Annotated in this window: 16 protein-coding genes and 2 pseudogenes; 4 read left to right on the forward strand and 14 right to left on the reverse strand. The window is 71.1% G+C overall.

Going from position 1 to position 14772, the window contains the following annotated elements; all coding sequences use genetic code 11:
* Positions 1-415: 415 nt before the first annotated feature.
* From IE118_RS04590 to IE118_RS04620, 8 genes are all read right to left on the reverse strand, one after another.
* On the reverse strand, positions 416-1705 hold the full coding sequence (locus IE118_RS04590) for a citrate synthase (protein WP_189555921.1): 1290 nt from the start codon (positions 1703-1705) through the stop codon (positions 416-418).
* A 219-nt stretch (positions 1706-1924) separates the two neighbouring features.
* Entirely contained in the window at positions 1925-4213 is a 2289-nt protein-coding gene (gene recD2, locus IE118_RS04595; RefSeq protein WP_189555922.1) for an SF1B family DNA helicase RecD2, read from the reverse strand.
* 54 nt (positions 4214-4267) lie between these two features.
* Complete coding sequence (locus tag IE118_RS04600; RefSeq protein WP_189555923.1) at positions 4268-5251, reverse strand: DUF1648 domain-containing protein; 984 nt, start codon at positions 5249-5251, stop codon at positions 4268-4270.
* Positions 5248-5595, reverse strand: a complete 348-nt coding sequence (locus IE118_RS04605) for a GntR family transcriptional regulator (RefSeq protein ID WP_189555924.1) — start codon at positions 5593-5595, stop codon at positions 5248-5250. The genes IE118_RS04600 and IE118_RS04605 overlap by 4 nt, the downstream gene beginning before the upstream one ends.
* A 188-nt stretch (positions 5596-5783) precedes the next feature.
* Positions 5784-5987: a hypothetical protein gene (locus tag IE118_RS34595; RefSeq protein WP_308431813.1), complete on the reverse strand. Its 204-nt coding sequence runs from the start codon at positions 5985-5987 to the stop codon at positions 5784-5786.
* Positions 5988-6113: 126 nt separating this feature from the next.
* Complete coding sequence (locus IE118_RS34600) at positions 6114-6242, reverse strand: hypothetical protein (protein ID WP_308431814.1); 129 nt, start codon at positions 6240-6242, stop codon at positions 6114-6116.
* Between the two features lie 84 nt (positions 6243-6326).
* Positions 6327-6572: a DUF397 domain-containing protein gene (locus IE118_RS04615; protein ID WP_189555925.1), complete on the reverse strand. Its 246-nt coding sequence runs from the start codon at positions 6570-6572 to the stop codon at positions 6327-6329.
* Positions 6569-6766, reverse strand: coding sequence for a DUF397 domain-containing protein (locus IE118_RS04620; RefSeq protein WP_189555926.1), 198 nt, complete (start codon positions 6764-6766; stop codon positions 6569-6571). Before IE118_RS04620 ends, IE118_RS04615 begins: the two co-directional genes overlap by 4 nt.
* A gap of 154 nt (positions 6767-6920) precedes the next feature.
* Here IE118_RS04620 and IE118_RS04625 point away from each other — a divergent pair.
* Together IE118_RS04625 and IE118_RS04630 are read left to right on the forward strand one after the other, a co-directional pair.
* Positions 6921-7238, forward strand: a pseudogene (locus IE118_RS04625) (ATP-binding protein); the annotation flags it as partial.
* Between the two features lie 58 nt (positions 7239-7296).
* A complete protein-coding gene (locus tag IE118_RS04630) occupies positions 7297-8652 on the forward strand; it encodes a hypothetical protein (protein WP_189555927.1) in 1356 nt (451 codons plus the stop codon).
* Positions 8653-8792: 140 nt separating this feature from the next.
* Here IE118_RS04630 and IE118_RS04635 read toward each other — a convergent pair.
* The 3 genes and pseudogenes from IE118_RS04635 to IE118_RS04645 all read right to left on the reverse strand — a co-directional run bounded on the left by IE118_RS04635 (position 8793) and on the right by IE118_RS04645 (position 10567).
* Positions 8793-9466, reverse strand: a pseudogene (locus IE118_RS04635) (nucleotidyl transferase AbiEii/AbiGii toxin family protein).
* Positions 9463-9828, reverse strand: a complete 366-nt coding sequence (locus IE118_RS04640) for a hypothetical protein (RefSeq protein WP_189555928.1) — start codon at positions 9826-9828, stop codon at positions 9463-9465. Before IE118_RS04640 ends, IE118_RS04635 begins: the two are co-directional and overlap by 4 nt.
* A 109-nt stretch (positions 9829-9937) precedes the next feature.
* Positions 9938-10567: a TetR/AcrR family transcriptional regulator gene (locus tag IE118_RS04645; RefSeq protein WP_189555929.1), complete on the reverse strand. Its 630-nt coding sequence runs from the start codon at positions 10565-10567 to the stop codon at positions 9938-9940.
* A gap of 105 nt (positions 10568-10672) precedes the next feature.
* Here IE118_RS04645 and IE118_RS04650 point away from each other — a divergent pair, with 105 nt between their 5' ends.
* Positions 10673-11725: an aldo/keto reductase gene (locus IE118_RS04650; RefSeq protein WP_189555930.1), complete on the forward strand. Its 1053-nt coding sequence runs from the start codon at positions 10673-10675 to the stop codon at positions 11723-11725.
* 30 nt (positions 11726-11755) lie between these two features.
* On the opposite strand, the gene IE118_RS04655 is transcribed toward IE118_RS04650, so the two are convergent.
* The gene (locus IE118_RS04655; RefSeq protein WP_229846656.1) at positions 11756-12670 is read right to left on the reverse strand and encodes an RNA polymerase sigma-70 factor; all 915 of its coding nucleotides are present in this window, start codon (positions 12668-12670) and stop codon (positions 11756-11758) included.
* 200 nt (positions 12671-12870) lie between these two features.
* Here IE118_RS04655 and IE118_RS04660 point away from each other — a divergent pair, with 200 nt between their 5' ends.
* Positions 12871-13356, forward strand: a complete 486-nt coding sequence (locus IE118_RS04660; protein ID WP_189555932.1) for a carboxymuconolactone decarboxylase family protein — start codon at positions 12871-12873, stop codon at positions 13354-13356.
* A 458-nt stretch (positions 13357-13814) separates the two neighbouring features.
* Here the strand turns inward: IE118_RS04660 and IE118_RS04665 are convergent, their stop codons facing one another.
* Together IE118_RS04665 and IE118_RS04670 are read right to left on the reverse strand one after the other, a co-directional pair.
* Entirely contained in the window at positions 13815-14153 is a 339-nt protein-coding gene (locus tag IE118_RS04665) for an XRE family transcriptional regulator (protein ID WP_030818657.1), read from the reverse strand.
* Positions 14150-14536 carry a type II toxin-antitoxin system RelE/ParE family toxin gene (locus tag IE118_RS04670; protein ID WP_373298278.1) on the reverse strand — a complete coding sequence of 129 codons (387 nt, stop codon included), beginning with the start codon at positions 14534-14536 and terminating at the stop codon, positions 14150-14152. The genes IE118_RS04665 and IE118_RS04670 overlap by 4 nt, the downstream gene beginning before the upstream one ends.
* Between the last annotated feature and the right edge of the window lie 236 nt (positions 14537-14772).

Consider the following 14772-nt stretch of genomic DNA (forward strand, 5'->3'; position numbering starts at 1 on the left):
GACGGAGCCCGGCACGGGTTCTCGACATCACGCCGGACGTCTTCCCGGACTTTTTCCGGCGGGGTCGCTGCGGCGGGCGGAGGGGGCGCGGGTCGCCGTGCGCGGGTGGGCGGGTCGCCGTGCGCGGGTGGGCGGGTCGCCGTGCCCGGGTGGGCGGGTCGCCGGGTGCCGGCGGGACGAGTCGTGATGCCCGCCGGGGCGGGCTCGTGAGGGCGGGCGGGTCTCCGTCCGGCGGGACGGACCACGAGGCCGGTCGGCCTCGACGCGCCGGGACGCCGGAGCACGGTACGCCGACGGCCGGGGCGTGGTGGCGCCGGAGGCCGGGGCCCGGTGCCACGGGGAGGCGGGACGGCGCCGGGCCCCGCACACGAACGGCGTGTGCGGGGCCCGGCGAAGTGCTCCGGAGCGGTGCGGCTCAGCGCTCCTCGACGGGGACGAAGTCGCGCTCGACGACGCCCGTGTAGATCTGGCGCGGGCGGCCGATGCGGGAACCCGGCTCCTTGATCATCTCGTGCCACTGGGCGATCCAGCCGGGCAGGCGGCCGAGGGCGAACAGGACCGTGAACATCTCGGTCGGGAAGCCCATGGCCCGGTAGATCAGACCGGTGTAGAAGTCGACGTTCGGGTAGAGGCTGCGCGAGACGAAGTAGTCGTCGGAGAGCGCGTGCTCCTCCAGCTTCAGGGCGATGTCCAGCAGCTCGTCGGACTTGCCGAGGGCGGACAGCACGTCGTGCGCGGCGGCCTTGATGATCTTGGCACGCGGGTCGAAGTTCTTGTAGACCCGGTGGCCGAAGCCCATCAGGCGGACGCCGTCCTCCTTGTTCTTCACCTTGCGGATGAAGGAGTCGACGTCGCCGCCGGCGTCGCGGATGCCTTCCAGCATCTCCAGCACCGACTGGTTGGCGCCGCCGTGCAGCGGGCCCCAGAGGGCGGAGATGCCGGCGGAGATCGAGGCGAACATGTTCGCCTGCGAGGAGCCGACCAGGCGCACGGTGGAGGTCGAGCAGTTCTGCTCGTGGTCCGCGTGCAGGATGAGCAGCTTGTCGAGGGCGGCCACGACGACCGGGTCGAGCTCGTAGTCCTGCGCGGGCACCGAGAACGTCATGCGCAGGAAGTTCTCGACGTAGCCGAGGTCGTTGCGCGGGTAGACGAACGGGTGGCCGACCGACTTCTTGTACGCGTACGCGGCGATCGTCGGGAGCTTGGCCAGCAGGCGGATGGTGGAGAGGTTGCGCTGCTGCTCGTCGAAGGGGTTGTGGCTGTCCTGGTAGAAGGTGGACAGCGCCGAGACGACCGACGACAGCATGGCCATCGGGTGCGCGTCGCGCGGGAAGCCCTTGTAGAAGTTCTTGACGTCCTCGTGCAGCAGGGTGTGCTGCGTGATGTCGTTCTTGAACGAGGTGAGCTGGTCGACCGTCGGCAGCTCGCCGTTGATCAGCAGGTAGGCGACCTCCAGGAAGGTGGAGCGCTCCGCCAGCTGCTCGATCGGGTAGCCGCGGTACCGGAGGATGCCGGCCTCGCCGTCGAGATAGGTGACTCCGGATTTGTAGGCCGCGGTGTTGCCGTAGCCGCTGTCCAGCGTCACCAGACCGGTCTGGGCGCGGAGCTTTCCGATGTCGAAGCCCTTGTCACCGACAGTGCTGTCGATCACCGGGTAGGTGTACTCGCTGCCGTCGTACCGCAGTACTACAGAGTTGTCGCTCACGTCTTCCCTCACCGACGTTGTGCCTCATCTTCGAGGTGCCCTGACTGTCTCTACCATCCCCCACTCGGCTCAGGAGAGTGCACTCGGGGTCGACCATCGGGCCTATCGGCGGCACTGAGTGCCGTCAACTTGCCCATCCTGCCCCTTGCGTTCCTCATCCGGAAGGGCTCTGTGACCTTCACGACTCATTTGATCGATCATTTTTTGGTGAAGGGCCGCTCACCGGGGTGATTCGTCCCATGGTGAGGGGTCCCTGGCGCTGGCGAGGCGGTGGTCGAGGGCCGTGCACCGGCGGCCCGCCGAGACCGTGCGCACCGCCTGTCCGATCGCCTTGCGGGAGCCGACCAGGACGACCAGCCGCTTGGCCCGGGTGACCGCCGTGTAGAGCAGGTTGCGCTGGAGCATCATCCAGGCGCCGGTGGTCACCGGGATGACGACGGCCGGGTACTCGCTGCCCTGGGAGCGGTGGATGGTCACGGCGTAGGCGTGGGCCAGTTCGTCCAGCTCGTCGAAGTCGTACGGGACCTCCTCGTCCTCGTCGGTCAGCACCGTCAGGCGCTGGTCGACCGGGTCGAGCGAGGTGACCACGCCCACGGTGCCGTTGAAGACTCCGTTCTCCCCCTTCTCGTAATTGTTGCGGATCTGGGTCACCTTGTCGCCGACGCGGAAGACCCGGCCGCCGAACCGCTTCTCGGGCAGGTCGGGGCGGCCGGGGGTGACGGCCTGCTGGAGCAGTCCGTTGAGCGTGCCGGCGCCGGCCGGTCCCCGGTGCATGGGTGCGAGGACCTGGACGTCACGGCGCGGGTCGAGGCCGAACTTCGCCGGGATGCGGCGGGCGGCGACGTCCACGGTGAGCCGGCCGGCCTCCTCGGTGTCGTCCTCGACGAAGAGGAAGAAGTCCCGCATGCCGTCCGTGACCGGGTGCTGTCCGGCGTTGATCCGGTGTGCGTTGGTCACGACGCCGGACTGCTGGGCCTGGCGGAAGACGCGGGTGAGCCGGACGGCGGGGACGGGGCCGCCGTCGGCGAGCAGGTCCCGCAGCACCTCGCCCGCACCGACGCTGGGGAGCTGGTCGACGTCCCCGACGAAGAGCAGGTGCGCGCCCGGCGCCACCGCCTTGACCAGCTTGTTGGCGAGCAGCAGGTCGAGCATGGACGCCTCGTCGACCACCACCAGGTCGGCGTCCAGCGGCCGGTCCCGGTCGTAGGCGGCGTCACCGCCGGGCCTGAGCTCCAGCAGCCGGTGCACGGTGGACGCCTCCGCGCCGGTCAGCTCGGCGAGCCGCTTGGCGGCCCGGCCGGTCGGGGCGGCGAGGACGACCTTGGCCTTCCTGGCGCGGGCCAGCTCCACGACGGAGCGCACGGTGAACGACTTGCCGCAGCCCGGCCCGCCGGTCAGCACGGCGACCTTCTCCGTCAGCGCCAGCTTGACGGCCGCCTCCTGCTCGGGGGCGAGGTCGGTGCCGGTACGGCCCTTCAGCCAGCCGAGCGCCTTGTCCCAGTCCACGTCCCGGAACGCCGGCATCCGGTCCTCGTCGGTCCGCAGCAGCCGCCGCACCTGGGCGGCGAGGGCGACCTCGGCGCGGTGGAAGGGGACCAGGTAGACGGCGGTGACGGGGTCGCCGCCCTCCGGGCCGGGCACCTTCTCCCGCACGACGCCGGGGTCCTCCCCCTCCGCGGGCTCGGCGGCGAGCTCGGCGAGGCACTCGATGACGAGGCCGGTGTCCACCTGGAGCAGCTTCACCGCGTCGGCGATCAGCTTCTCCTCGGGGAGGTAGCAGTGCCCCTGGTCGGTGGCCTGCGACAGCGCGTACTGGAGGCCGGCCTTCACCCGGTCGGGGCTGTCGTGCGGGATGCCGACGGACCGGGCGATCCGGTCGGCGGTGAGGAAGCCGATGCCCCAGACGTCGGAGGCGAGGCGGTACGGCTGGTTCTTCACGACGGAGATCGAGGCGTCGCCGTACTTCTTGTAGATGCGCACGGCGATGGAGGTGGACACCTCGACGGTCTGGAGGAACAGCATCACCTCCTTGATCGCCTTCTGTTCCTCCCAGGCATCGGCGATCTTCTTGGTGCGCTTCGGCCCCAGTCCCGGCACCTCGATGAGCCGCTTCGGCTCCTCCTCGATGATCGTGAGGGTGTCGACGCCGAAGTGCTGGGTGATCCGGTCGGCGAAGACCGGCCCGATTCCCTTGACCAGGCCGGAGCCCAGGTAGCGCCGGATGCCCTGGACGGTGGCGGGCAGCACGGTCGTGTAGTTCTCCACGTGGAACTGCTTGCCGTACTGCGGGTGCGACCCCCAGCGGCCCTCCATCCGCAGCGACTCCCCCACCTGCGCGCCGAGGAGCGCGCCGACGACGGTGAGCAGGTCGCCGGCGCCTCGGCCGGTGTCGACCCGGGCGACGGTGTAGCCGTTCTCCTCGTTGGCGTAGGTGATGCGCTCCAGCACGCCTTCGAGCGTGGCGAGCTTGCGCGGCTCGCCGGGGGCCGTGGGTGACGGGTTGGGCATGATCCGACGGTACCGGTGGGGTGTGACAGGGGGTGCCGGGTCGGGACCGGCTCCTCACGTCGAGCGCTGCCCGATGAGGGAGTTCAGCAGGGCGGCTCCTCGTTCGGCGTCGTCGACGCTCACGGCGAAGTCCTTGCCCTGGGCGGTGCGGATCACGAGGCATTCGCCGCTGCGCAGCATCACGGTGGTGCCCAGCCCGCTCAGCCGGTACCCCCAGCCGCCGACCTGGGCGGCCGTGCGCGTCTCGACGCGGGCGGAGGCGATGCCGTCGGCCGCCCATCGCCGGGCCGGCCAGCCCAGCGGGCCGAAGGTGACGTCGAGTCCCTTCTCGCTCACCCGTGCCTGTACCGACGCGCAGGCGAGCACCACCACGGTGGCGAGGGCGAGGGGTCCGGCCAGCAGCGCGGCCTCCGTCCCCGTCAGGCCGCCCACCGCCGTGACCGACACCGCCACCGACACGATGCCGGTCACCGCCGCCATGCCGTGCAGCCAGGGGTTGGAGGCGCGGGACAGCCAGACGAACCGCTGTCCCTCCGGTATCTCCATCGTCGGCCCGGCCGGCGGCGGCACCGTCACCCGGGACCGGTGACCGGCCCACAGGGCCGTGGCGCCCACGGCGACCGCCGCCGCCAGGGTCGCGACCACCCAGCCCGTCACCGAACCGGCCTCGCGCCAGTCGGCGTTGTCCAGGTTCGCCCGCACGATGGACGCCTGGGCGCCGAGGAGCGTCACCCCGCCGAAGCCCAGGGTCGCGCCGAGCCATCCCGGCGCCGCCCCGCCGGCGCTGCCGCGGGCCCGCCACTGGACCAGTACCACGCCCACTGCCGTCACCGCCCAGATCAGCGCGGGGAAGAACGCCGCGGCCCACAGCGGCATGGAGGAGTCCGGTTCCCCCGACGCGCTCCAGTGCGTCGCCAGCCGGTCCGGCAACCGGTCCCTGGCGGCCAGCGGCAGAGCCACCAGCACCGCCAGGACCCCGGCGACCCATCCTCCGGCGCTCCACACCGCGGCACTTCCGCGTCCTGCTCGGTCGGTCATGGGATCCCCCTGATCATGTCGATGACGTCGTCCTTGCCGTATCCGAGGCGCGCCGCGTCCGCCACGACGTCACGGAGGCGGTCCAGCAGGGCCGAGCGCTCGTCCGCGCCCCGGGCCACGGTCACGCCCCGCCCCCGCCGGAACTCCAGCACCCCCTCATCACGCAGGGCCCGCAGGCCGCGCAACACCGTGTTGACGTTCACCCCCAGCGCCTGGGAGAGGTCCCGGGCCGGGGGCAAACGGTCGCCCGGCGCGCATTCGCCTTCGGCGATGGCCCGCCGGATCGCACCCGCCACCTGCTCGTGCAGGGGGCGGTGGTCCGCAACGTTCAGTCTCAGCAGCATGGTGCTAATGACAATAGCACCATGGTCGTGACACGAGGTGGCCCGATGACGTAGTGGCACCCCTCGGTCCGGCCGTCCGTCCCGCACGAGGCCTCGGAAAATGGGCGGCCTTCGCAGGTCAGGCCATGAGACGGTGCGCGTCGGCCGTCAGGTGCCGACGGAGGGGGAACCATGGGGTTGATCTACAGCTACGACATCCAGCTGCCACCCCGGAACGTCGCCGGGGCGCTGATCCGTGTGGCCGAGCTGGCACCGCCGACGCGTGACGTGCCGCCGCTGGGGGTAACGCTGCCGGGCGGTGAACGGGTGGTGGTCCCCTTCACGTCCGGGTTCAGGAGCGAGCCGGTCGACTGCTCGGCGGGCGGCACGTTCGAGCTGGACACCTCGCTCATGTTCCGCATCGACGACGCGGTGCGTGCCTATCTGGAGGCGCGCGGCGGTGGGGTCGAGGAGCACGGGCGCGTCCAGATCGGGTACGTCTACGCGACCGTCCGTCTCGCGTCGCCCCTGCACCCCGGTTACGCGTCGATCGAGTTCTGGGCGGCCACCTCGGCGATGAGCCGCCTGTTCGCGGCGTCGGCGAGCGTCAGGGAACTGTTCACCGACCTCACCGCCGCGGCCGGCGGAGTGTGCTGCCTGTTCGACACCGGCGACGGCGGACCCGGGGAGGTGTGCTGGCTCAACGGTGAGCCGACCCGGGAGACGATCGGCGGCTCCCGATTCCCGGACCTTCAGGCGCTGGCGGCGACGTGGCCCGACCCGGACGTCACGGTTTTCCCCGCGGGCGCCTTCAGCGCCGCGAGGAAAGGGGTGAAGGCGGCGGCCGGGAAGGTGAGGGTGGCTCGGGCGGGATCCTTGGAGTCACGGACGGCTGCGTGGGTGGGTGAGGTGGCGATCTCCACGCACTCGTTGCCGTCGCCGGGGCCCGAGTAGGACGACTTCCGCCAGGTCTCGCAGGTGGCCTCGGCAGCTTTCACGGCCTGGCCCCCGGCTTCTTCAGCGCTTCGACGAACGACGCGAAAGCAGGGACGGGGAAGGTGAGCGCGGCCCTGTGGGGGTCCTTGGAGTCACGTATGGCCATGCGGACCGAGCCGTGCGCGATCTCCACGCAGGAGTCGCCGTCGCCGGATCCGGAGTACGACGATTTCCGCCAGTGTCCGACTGTGTCCATGGGGTGCCTCACAGTTCCTTCGCCAGTTTGCCGATGACATCGCGCGACCGTCCGGGAGTGAGCGATACGGCCTCCACTTTATGGAACAGCGCGCGAAACGCTGCGAGTTGGGCGTCCGAGTCGATGAAGGCGGCGCCGTGCGGCCCGTCGCGTGACCGTGCACGGCTTGATCCGCCTCGTGGACGTCGCCGAACTCCTCGCCACGGAGCTGGTGTCCAACGCCGTACGGCACACCAAGGGCCCCGCCGGCCTGCGTGTGCGCTGGTCGCCGCCGGGGACGTTGCGGATCGGGGCGTGGGACGCGGACCCCCAGCCCCCGGAGCCGCCGCGCCCGTTGGCGGGGGACACCGAGTCGGAGGACGGGCGAGGGCTGGCGCTGGTGCGGGCCTGCGCCGACGTGTGGGGGTGGCAGCCGCTGTTCCGGCAGGGCAGTCCCGGCAAGTACGTGTGGTGCGAGCTGTCGGCGGCCTGACGCGCAACAGCAACAAACGGCTTGTCCGGACCCGGCTTCCCACGGATGCTCGACACTCATGAGCAGGGATGATGTCGACCGGCGACTCGTGGCGGCGGTTCAGGCCGGGGACGTCGAAGCGGTACGGGCGTCGTTGGACGAGGGTGCCGACCCGGACGCGCCGGGCGACCACGGGCTGCCGGTGCTGTGCGCGGCCGTCGCGGCGTTCGATTCCGCTGTCGCCGCCGTACTGGTCGAGGGCGGGGCCGATCCCGACCGGGTCCTGCCCGACGGGACCACACCGCTGTGGCGTGCCGTCGACGGCGGTTCCCCGGCCGTCCTCACCGCCGTACTCGGTGACGAGCCCCGGCTGCGGCTGCCCGAGGAAGCCCGCGAGCGGCTGCTCGCCTTGGCCCGGAGGTGGTACGAGACGGGCACGGCCGAGGAGTTGCGGCGCCGTACGGGCGCGTCGGAGCCGGTACGTACGGTGCGCGTGCCGGACGACCCCGACGAGTACCACCGGATCGACCAGGTCTCACTCGGCGGCCTGGTCGCACGGACCGGGCACGGCGGCATCCTGACCGCGCTGGAGTGGGCCTTCCGCATCCTGACCCCCGTGGACGACCTGGTCGCCCGGGCCGCCGACCAGCCGGACGAGCAGCACGCCACCTGGTGGGAGGTGCTGTCGGTCCTCCTGAAGCGCCCCAGCTTCGAGACCTGGCAGGCCGTGGTGGCCCACCGTCACCATCCCGACCCGGTACACCGCCGCTTCGTGGCGGAGTACCTGCGGACCCGGGGAGTCCTCGTGTACGACTCCCCTTACGCGCAGGAGGAGGGTGACTTCCTGGCCGCCTGGGCGGCGGAGGAGACGGACATCGAGATGCTCGTGAAGGTACTGGAGGCTTTCGCCGAGTACGAGCACCCCGGAACGGAGGACATCGGTCTCCGCTACGCCGGCCACCCGGATGCCCGGGTACGCAGGCAGGTGCCCGAGCTCTTCTGCCCCTGGGGCGCTTCCCTGACGTCCCCGGCCAGGGACGGGCTGCTCCCCCTCATCCGTGACCCGGACGCCCGGGTGCGGCTGCTCGCCTCCCGGATGGCCGTCCACGACGACGCCCTGCTCACCCCCGCCGTGCAGGCGCTGCTCGCCCTGGCCGGCGGCCCGGACGCCGGTCTGCGGGGTGAGGCGGCGGCACTTCTGGCCCCCTGCCCGGACCACTCGCCCGCGGTCGCCGACGCCTTGTTCGCGCTGCTCGACGAGGACGACCGGCTCACCCGCCTGGAGGCGGCCTACGGTCTCGCCCTGCGCGACGACCCGCGCACCGCCGAGGCGTACCGGCGGCTCAAGCGCCTCGGCCTCGCCGACCCCGACGATCACCGGTGGAGCAAGGTGGGGGACTGGCAGTACGCCAAGGACCACCCGCCCGCCGAGTGACAGATCCGGTGGCTCATGCCCCGTCCGGTGATGTACCGGCCGCGGCCCGGCCGGCTGCGGCTGGGACGAGCCGGGGCCATCTGTCGATGGCACGGACAGGTGGTCGGAGACTGCCGATGCGAGGAACCTGGCTCCGGCAGTCAGGTGTCCCGAAGTCCCGCGTCGTCGCCCAGCCGCTGGTCGAGATCACTGGTCCACTGCTGAGCCCACGCCCTGATCTCCATGATCCGGTCCTCGTCAAGACCATAGGAGGCGAACTCCTCGTCGTCGAACCACTCGGCTCCGGCCAATCGGTCACGCAGATCCTGCCGGCGGAACTCATCACGGCCGTGTCGTTCGCCCAACCGCTCGAGATCGGTGACCGTGTGGTGGGCGGATGCGGCGTGGACGTCGATCAGGTCGCGGACCGCGCCACGGTCGGCGAGCGCCCGGACCTTGGTGCCGATCACGTCATCGAGGGCGAGAACCGGGCCGTACTCGGTGGTGAGAGGCGCTGCCCAAAGGTTCTCCGTGAGGATGTCCACCTCGCAGTCTTCTCCGGTATCAGGGTCGGCCGCCAGCAGACGTGCCGACAGCGGGTCGACGTCGATCATCGTCACGCGCCAGCCCTGTTCGGTCAGTGCCCGGCACAGATGATCGGCGATGTCCGTCATGGGGGGGCGGGATTCTCCGTCGCGACGTCCAGGTCCTGGCTGAGCCGGTCGACCAGTCCGTGTGCCTGCACGGCATACCCGCCGGTGATGACCAGCGGGTAGGGCGTGCCGATGGCGAGGACGTCGGACAGGAGACGGTGGTGCAGGTCGCTGAGGTTCACGCGGCAGCTGACGCCTCACGGGCGAGGTCGGGGAAAGCGTCCTCCCACACGTCGCGGATGTGCCTGCTGATCAGAGTTCGCAGCGCGGGCCACTGAGAGGCAAGCAGGTGCCGGTTCACATAGGTGAGAAGATCGCGGCGTTGGCCCTCGGCCAGAACCGTCCGATAGAGACTCATCCGCTGACGTGGCCGGTCGAGGTCGTACACGCGCAGGCCGGACCAGGCGATGTGCAGCGGGAGCTCGACCTGGCCGTGCAGCGGTCCGGTCAACTCGTCCAGCCGATCCGGCAGACGGCCCGCGTACCGGGCGCGCAGCACATCTGCGGCAGAAGGCTCGAACGAGCGTGAGTGCAGCCGATCCACGTCGGCATTATCCCTCCGTTCACCGCATGCGTCGAAGCCCGAGCGGAGTTCGGTTGACGTGTGCGTCAGCTCAAGATGTCCGAGCCTGCGTCCTGCGAAGCCCGAGCCCTCACGTACGACCGTCACCGCCCCGCACGAACACCCCCGCCCGTGCTGCCGCCGCCGCGGCCTCGGCGGCCCGGTCGGCGGCGGCTTCGTCGAGGGGGGCGCCGCTGGTCAGCAGGCGGTAGTAGAGCGGAGCAGAGACGGCGCGGATCACCTCGTGGGCGTCGGTGCCCTCGGGGATCTCGCCGCGGTCGACGGCCTGTCGGACGCAGGGCGCCCACTCCTCGACGCGGGTGTCGTAGAAGCGGTGCAGGGCCTCGGCCGTCTTCGCCTCGCCGGTGGCGGCGGCGATCACCGCCTTGAACAGCGCACCCTGCCGCGGATCGGCCAGGGTGCGCCGCACGAGCCGGGCGTTGGCCCTGAGGTCACCGAGCAGCGAGCCGGTCTCGGTACGGGGCAGTGACTGCTCGGCCATGTCCAGCAGCAGATCCGCCACCAGGCCGGTCACCGTCCCCCAGCGGCGGTAGACGGTCGTCTTGCCCACCTCGGCGCGGCGCGCGACGTCGGCGAGGTCCAGGTGGGCGAAGCCGTGCTCCGCCAGCGCGTCCCCGGCCGCCCGCAGCACCGACGCCCGCACGCGCGCCGTGCGCCCGCCAGGGCGCACGGTTCCCGGATCCGCACCCTCGAACTCCATAACGGGACTCCAGTTCCATTAATCGCCCACTCCTGCTACGTTGGGCTCCACGTTAACGGAACCACAGACCCGTTTGACTGATCGGGCGACGAGAGAGGTACAGCCATGGAGTACCGGCGGCTGGGCGCATCCGGCCTCAAGGTCCCCGCACTGAGCTTCGGCGCCGGCACCTTCGGCGGCCGGGGCCCGCTGTTCGGCGCCTGGGGCACCACCGACGCGAGGGAGGCACGCCGTCTCGTGGACATCTGCCTCGACGCCGGGATCACCATGTTCGACACCGCCGACGTCTATTCCGGCGGGGCCTCCGAGGAGGTGCTGGGCGAGGCGATCAAGAACCGCAGGGACCAGGTGATCGTGTCCACCAAGACCGGCCTGCCGATGGGCGACGGCCCCGGCGACGCGGGCACCTCGCGCTCCCGGCTGATCAGGGCGTGCGAGGACGCCCTGCGCCGGCTCGGCACCGACCACATCGACCTGTTCCAGCTGCACGCCTACGACGCCGGGGCGCCGGTCGAGGAAGTCCTGTCCGCGCTCGACGACCTCGTGCGGGCGGGCAAGGTCCGCTACCTCGGCATCTCCAACTTCTCCGGCTGGCAGGCGATGAAGTCCCTGGCGAGCGCGGAGAGGTACGGCCACCCGCGCTACGTGGCCCATCAGGTCTACTACTCACTCGTCGGACGCGACTACGAATGGGAGCTGATGCCCCTCGGGCTCGACCAGGGCCTCGGTGCCCTCGTCTGGAGCCCGCTCGGCTGGGGACGGCTCACCGGGAGAATCCGCCGCGGTACGCCGCTCCCGGCCGGCAGCCGGCTGCACCGCACCGCGGACTACGGCCCACCGGTCGAGGACGAACACCTCTACCGCGTGGTGGACGCCCTCGACGAGATCGCGCGGGAGACGGGGAAGAGCGTTCCGCAGATCGCCCTCAACTGGCTGTTGCGGCGACCGACCGTCTCCTCCGTCATCATCGGCGCCCGCGACGAGCACCAGCTCCGCCAGAACCTCGGCGCCGTCGGCTGGGCGCTCACGCCCGGTCAGGTGGCGGCGCTCGACGCGGCGAGCGTCAGGACCGCGCCCTACCCGTACTTCCCGTACCAGCGCCAGGAAGGCTTCGCCCGCCTCAACCCACCCGTAATCGCGCCTCCGACCGCCGCCTGACCGGGCATCAGGCGGCGGAAGGCCCGCCGCTCACCGGTGCAGGACCGTGCGCCGGCGCATGCGCGTCAGCTTCTCCGGGTTGCGCACGGCGTAGAGGCCGGTGATGAGGCCGTCGTCGAAGCGTGCCGCCATCACCGTGTCGAGTTCGCCGTCGAGCCGGACGAGCAGCCCCGGGAAGCCGTTGACCTGCACCGGTTCCATCGAGACCGCGGCGGGCTGCTTGACGAGGCCGCCGAGCATGAGGCGGGCCACCTTGTCGGCTCCCCGGACCGGCCGCAGGACGGCCTGTTTGATGCCGCCGCCGTCGCCGAGCAGGACGACGTCCGGCGCCAGGATGTCGAGCAGGCCCTGGAGGTCGCCCGTCTCGACGGCCCGCTGGAACGCGGCGAGCGCGTCACGGGTCTCGGTCCGGGAGACCGCCCCGCGCGGCCTGCGCGCCGCGACGTGGGCGCGGGCCCGGTGGGCGGTCTGGCGGACCGCGGCCGGGCTCTTGCCGACGGCCTCGGCGATCTCGTCGTAGCCCAGGTCGAACACCTCGCGCAGCACGAACACCGCCCGCTCGGTCGGCGTGAGCGTCTCCATGACGAGCATCATCGCCATGGAGACGCTGTCGGCCAGTTCGACGTCCTCGGCGACATCGGGTGCGGTGAGGAGCGGCTCGGGCAGCCAGGAGCCGACGTAGGACTCCTTGCGGCGGCCGAGCGTCCGCAGCCGGGTCAGGGCCTGCCGGGTCGTGATGCGCACGAGATAGGCGCGCCGGTCGCGCACCTGGGAGAGGTCGACGCCCGCCCACCGCAGCCAGGTCTCCTGGAGGACGTCCTCCGCGTCCGCCGCCGAACCGAGCATCTCGTAGGCGACGGTGAAGAGGAGGTTGCGGTGGGCGACGAAGGCCTCGGTGGCGGGACCGCCGCGCCCGTCGTGCCCGTGCTCGCCGTGGTCGCTCATCGCTCCGACTCCGTCCATCCGTCCGCCCCCGACCGTGTCACGCGCACAGGACGCCGGCCACCGTCGTCCTGTGACATCCGCCGGCGGTAACCCACGTCACAGCGGCGCCCCGTCACACGGGCCGGACGGCCGGCATCTCGTGTGCGTCAGTTCGTCAGTTCGTCAGTTCGCCGGCAGGGCGATGACAGTGAGGACACGTCATGGACATCCGGTTCAACCTGTTCGAGAACGAGGTCGGCATCAAGCTCGCCAAGCGCTTCGCGGGCATCGCGCAGGTGGTGCAGCAGTCGCCGCTGCCGAAGTCCACGCAGGAGCTGGTCGCGTTGCGCGCCAGCCAGATCAACGGCTGCGGTCACTGCATCGACATGCACGTCAAGGAGGCGGCGGCCGCCGGTGAGAGCGAGATCCGTCTGCACCTGGTCGCCGCGTGGCGCGAATCCACCGTGTTCACCGAGGCCGAGCAGGCCGCGCTGGCGCTCGCAGAGGAGGGCACCCGGCTCGCCGACGCCCACCAGGGCGTGTCCGACGAGACCTGGGCCCGGGTGCGCGAGCACTACGACGACGACCAGGTCGCCGCGCTGGTCGCCGTGGTCGCCCTGATCAACGCGGCCAACCGCCTCGCCGTGATCCTGCACCAGCCGGGCGGCTCCTACGAGGCGGGGATGTTCGCCGCCGCGATGAACTGAGCCGGGCCGGCGCGGGGCCGGGGCCCCGGCCCCGCGCCATGGCCGGGCACAGGGCCACCCCCGGGGCACAGGCCCACGCCCCCGGGGACCGACCATGGGCGCCCCCGGGCACAGGCCGTGCATCCGTCCCACGGTCGCCTCCCGGGCACCTCGACGGCACCTTCGTGGATGCCCACCGCTGATGCGAGCTGTGGCGCCGGCAGTACGACCAGGAGCACCCGGCCGTCGGGTGGTCGGCCCCGGACGACTCATGTCCCGTGCGGTCACGAGGCTGCACCACAAGCGCACCGGTGCCACGTCCGACGAGGGCAAAGTCCACTTGTTCATCCAGGTCGGCGCCCGGACCGGCCTCAATGATCGCAGCTTCCCAAGCTGAGAGCGCGAGTTCGGTTCTCGTCACCCGCTCCATGAAGAAGCGACCTGGGCCTTGCTGATTGACGAGCGCTTTGGCGCGTGCCTCAGGCGACGGTGTACTCCGCGTCGCCGAAGTCTGCGACTACTCGCAAGCGGCCGCCGAGCGCTTCCACGTAGGCCCGGAGAGTCGCGACCTCCGCGCGATCCAGCTCACCGTGCTCGATCGCGGAGACCCGAGGTGCCGAGACCCCCATCGACGCGGCCACTTGGCGCTGAGTCAACGCTTGTTCACGCCTGACCTCGGCGAGCTTGTGAGCACGCACTTCGGCGGTCAACCGGTCCATGGCCGCTTGCTTCTCCTGAGGCGACCGCACCGGCAGCCCCGATGCCGCGCGCCGCTCGCGCGCCCTGCGCTTGGTCTCCTCCCAGCCCACGGTGCTCATTCGTACTCCCTGATTTCGAGATCAGCCAGATGTGCCTGGTATCGCTCTTCGGCAAGCGGAATGTTGATGTCGTACCAGCGCTGCCAGTTTCCGGCTTTGTCGCCGGCCACCAGCAAGACTGCCCGGCGCACCGGATCGAAGGCGAAGAGGATGCGGATCTCACTACTCCCGGACGATCCCGGCCTCAACTCCTTGAGGTGATGGTTCTCAGCACCCTTGATCCGATCCACCAGCGGACGACCGAGCGTCGGGCCCGTTGCCGCCAACATGTCGATGGCGTCTTCTACCTGTTCGGAGCTGTTCCAGTCCTCTTCGGCCAGCGCCTCGAACCATGCCGCGACCTCCCCGACGAGAACCACTTCCCATTGAGCCACGACCACAATGTTAATGCAAGCGTTAACCTCGCCCCGACGTCCGGCCCGACCCTCGCATCGAGAGGAAGCAAGCGGTCGGCGCTCCTGGCCGGGCGGCACGGTGAAGAGTTTCTTGGGCAGGGGCGACGCCAGTTCCGCCGCCCCCGGCACTCCCCTTCGTCCCTACCGGCGCGCCCACCACCGGCGATGGGATCCAGTCTCCGCCCCCGACTGACGCCCGCCCACGCGAGCCGCTCCCCGCACAC

Origin of the sequence: Streptomyces pilosus, from assembly GCF_014649835.1 — a bacterium.
Classification (GTDB): Bacteria; Actinomycetota; Actinomycetes; order Streptomycetales; family Streptomycetaceae; genus Streptomyces; species Streptomyces pilosus.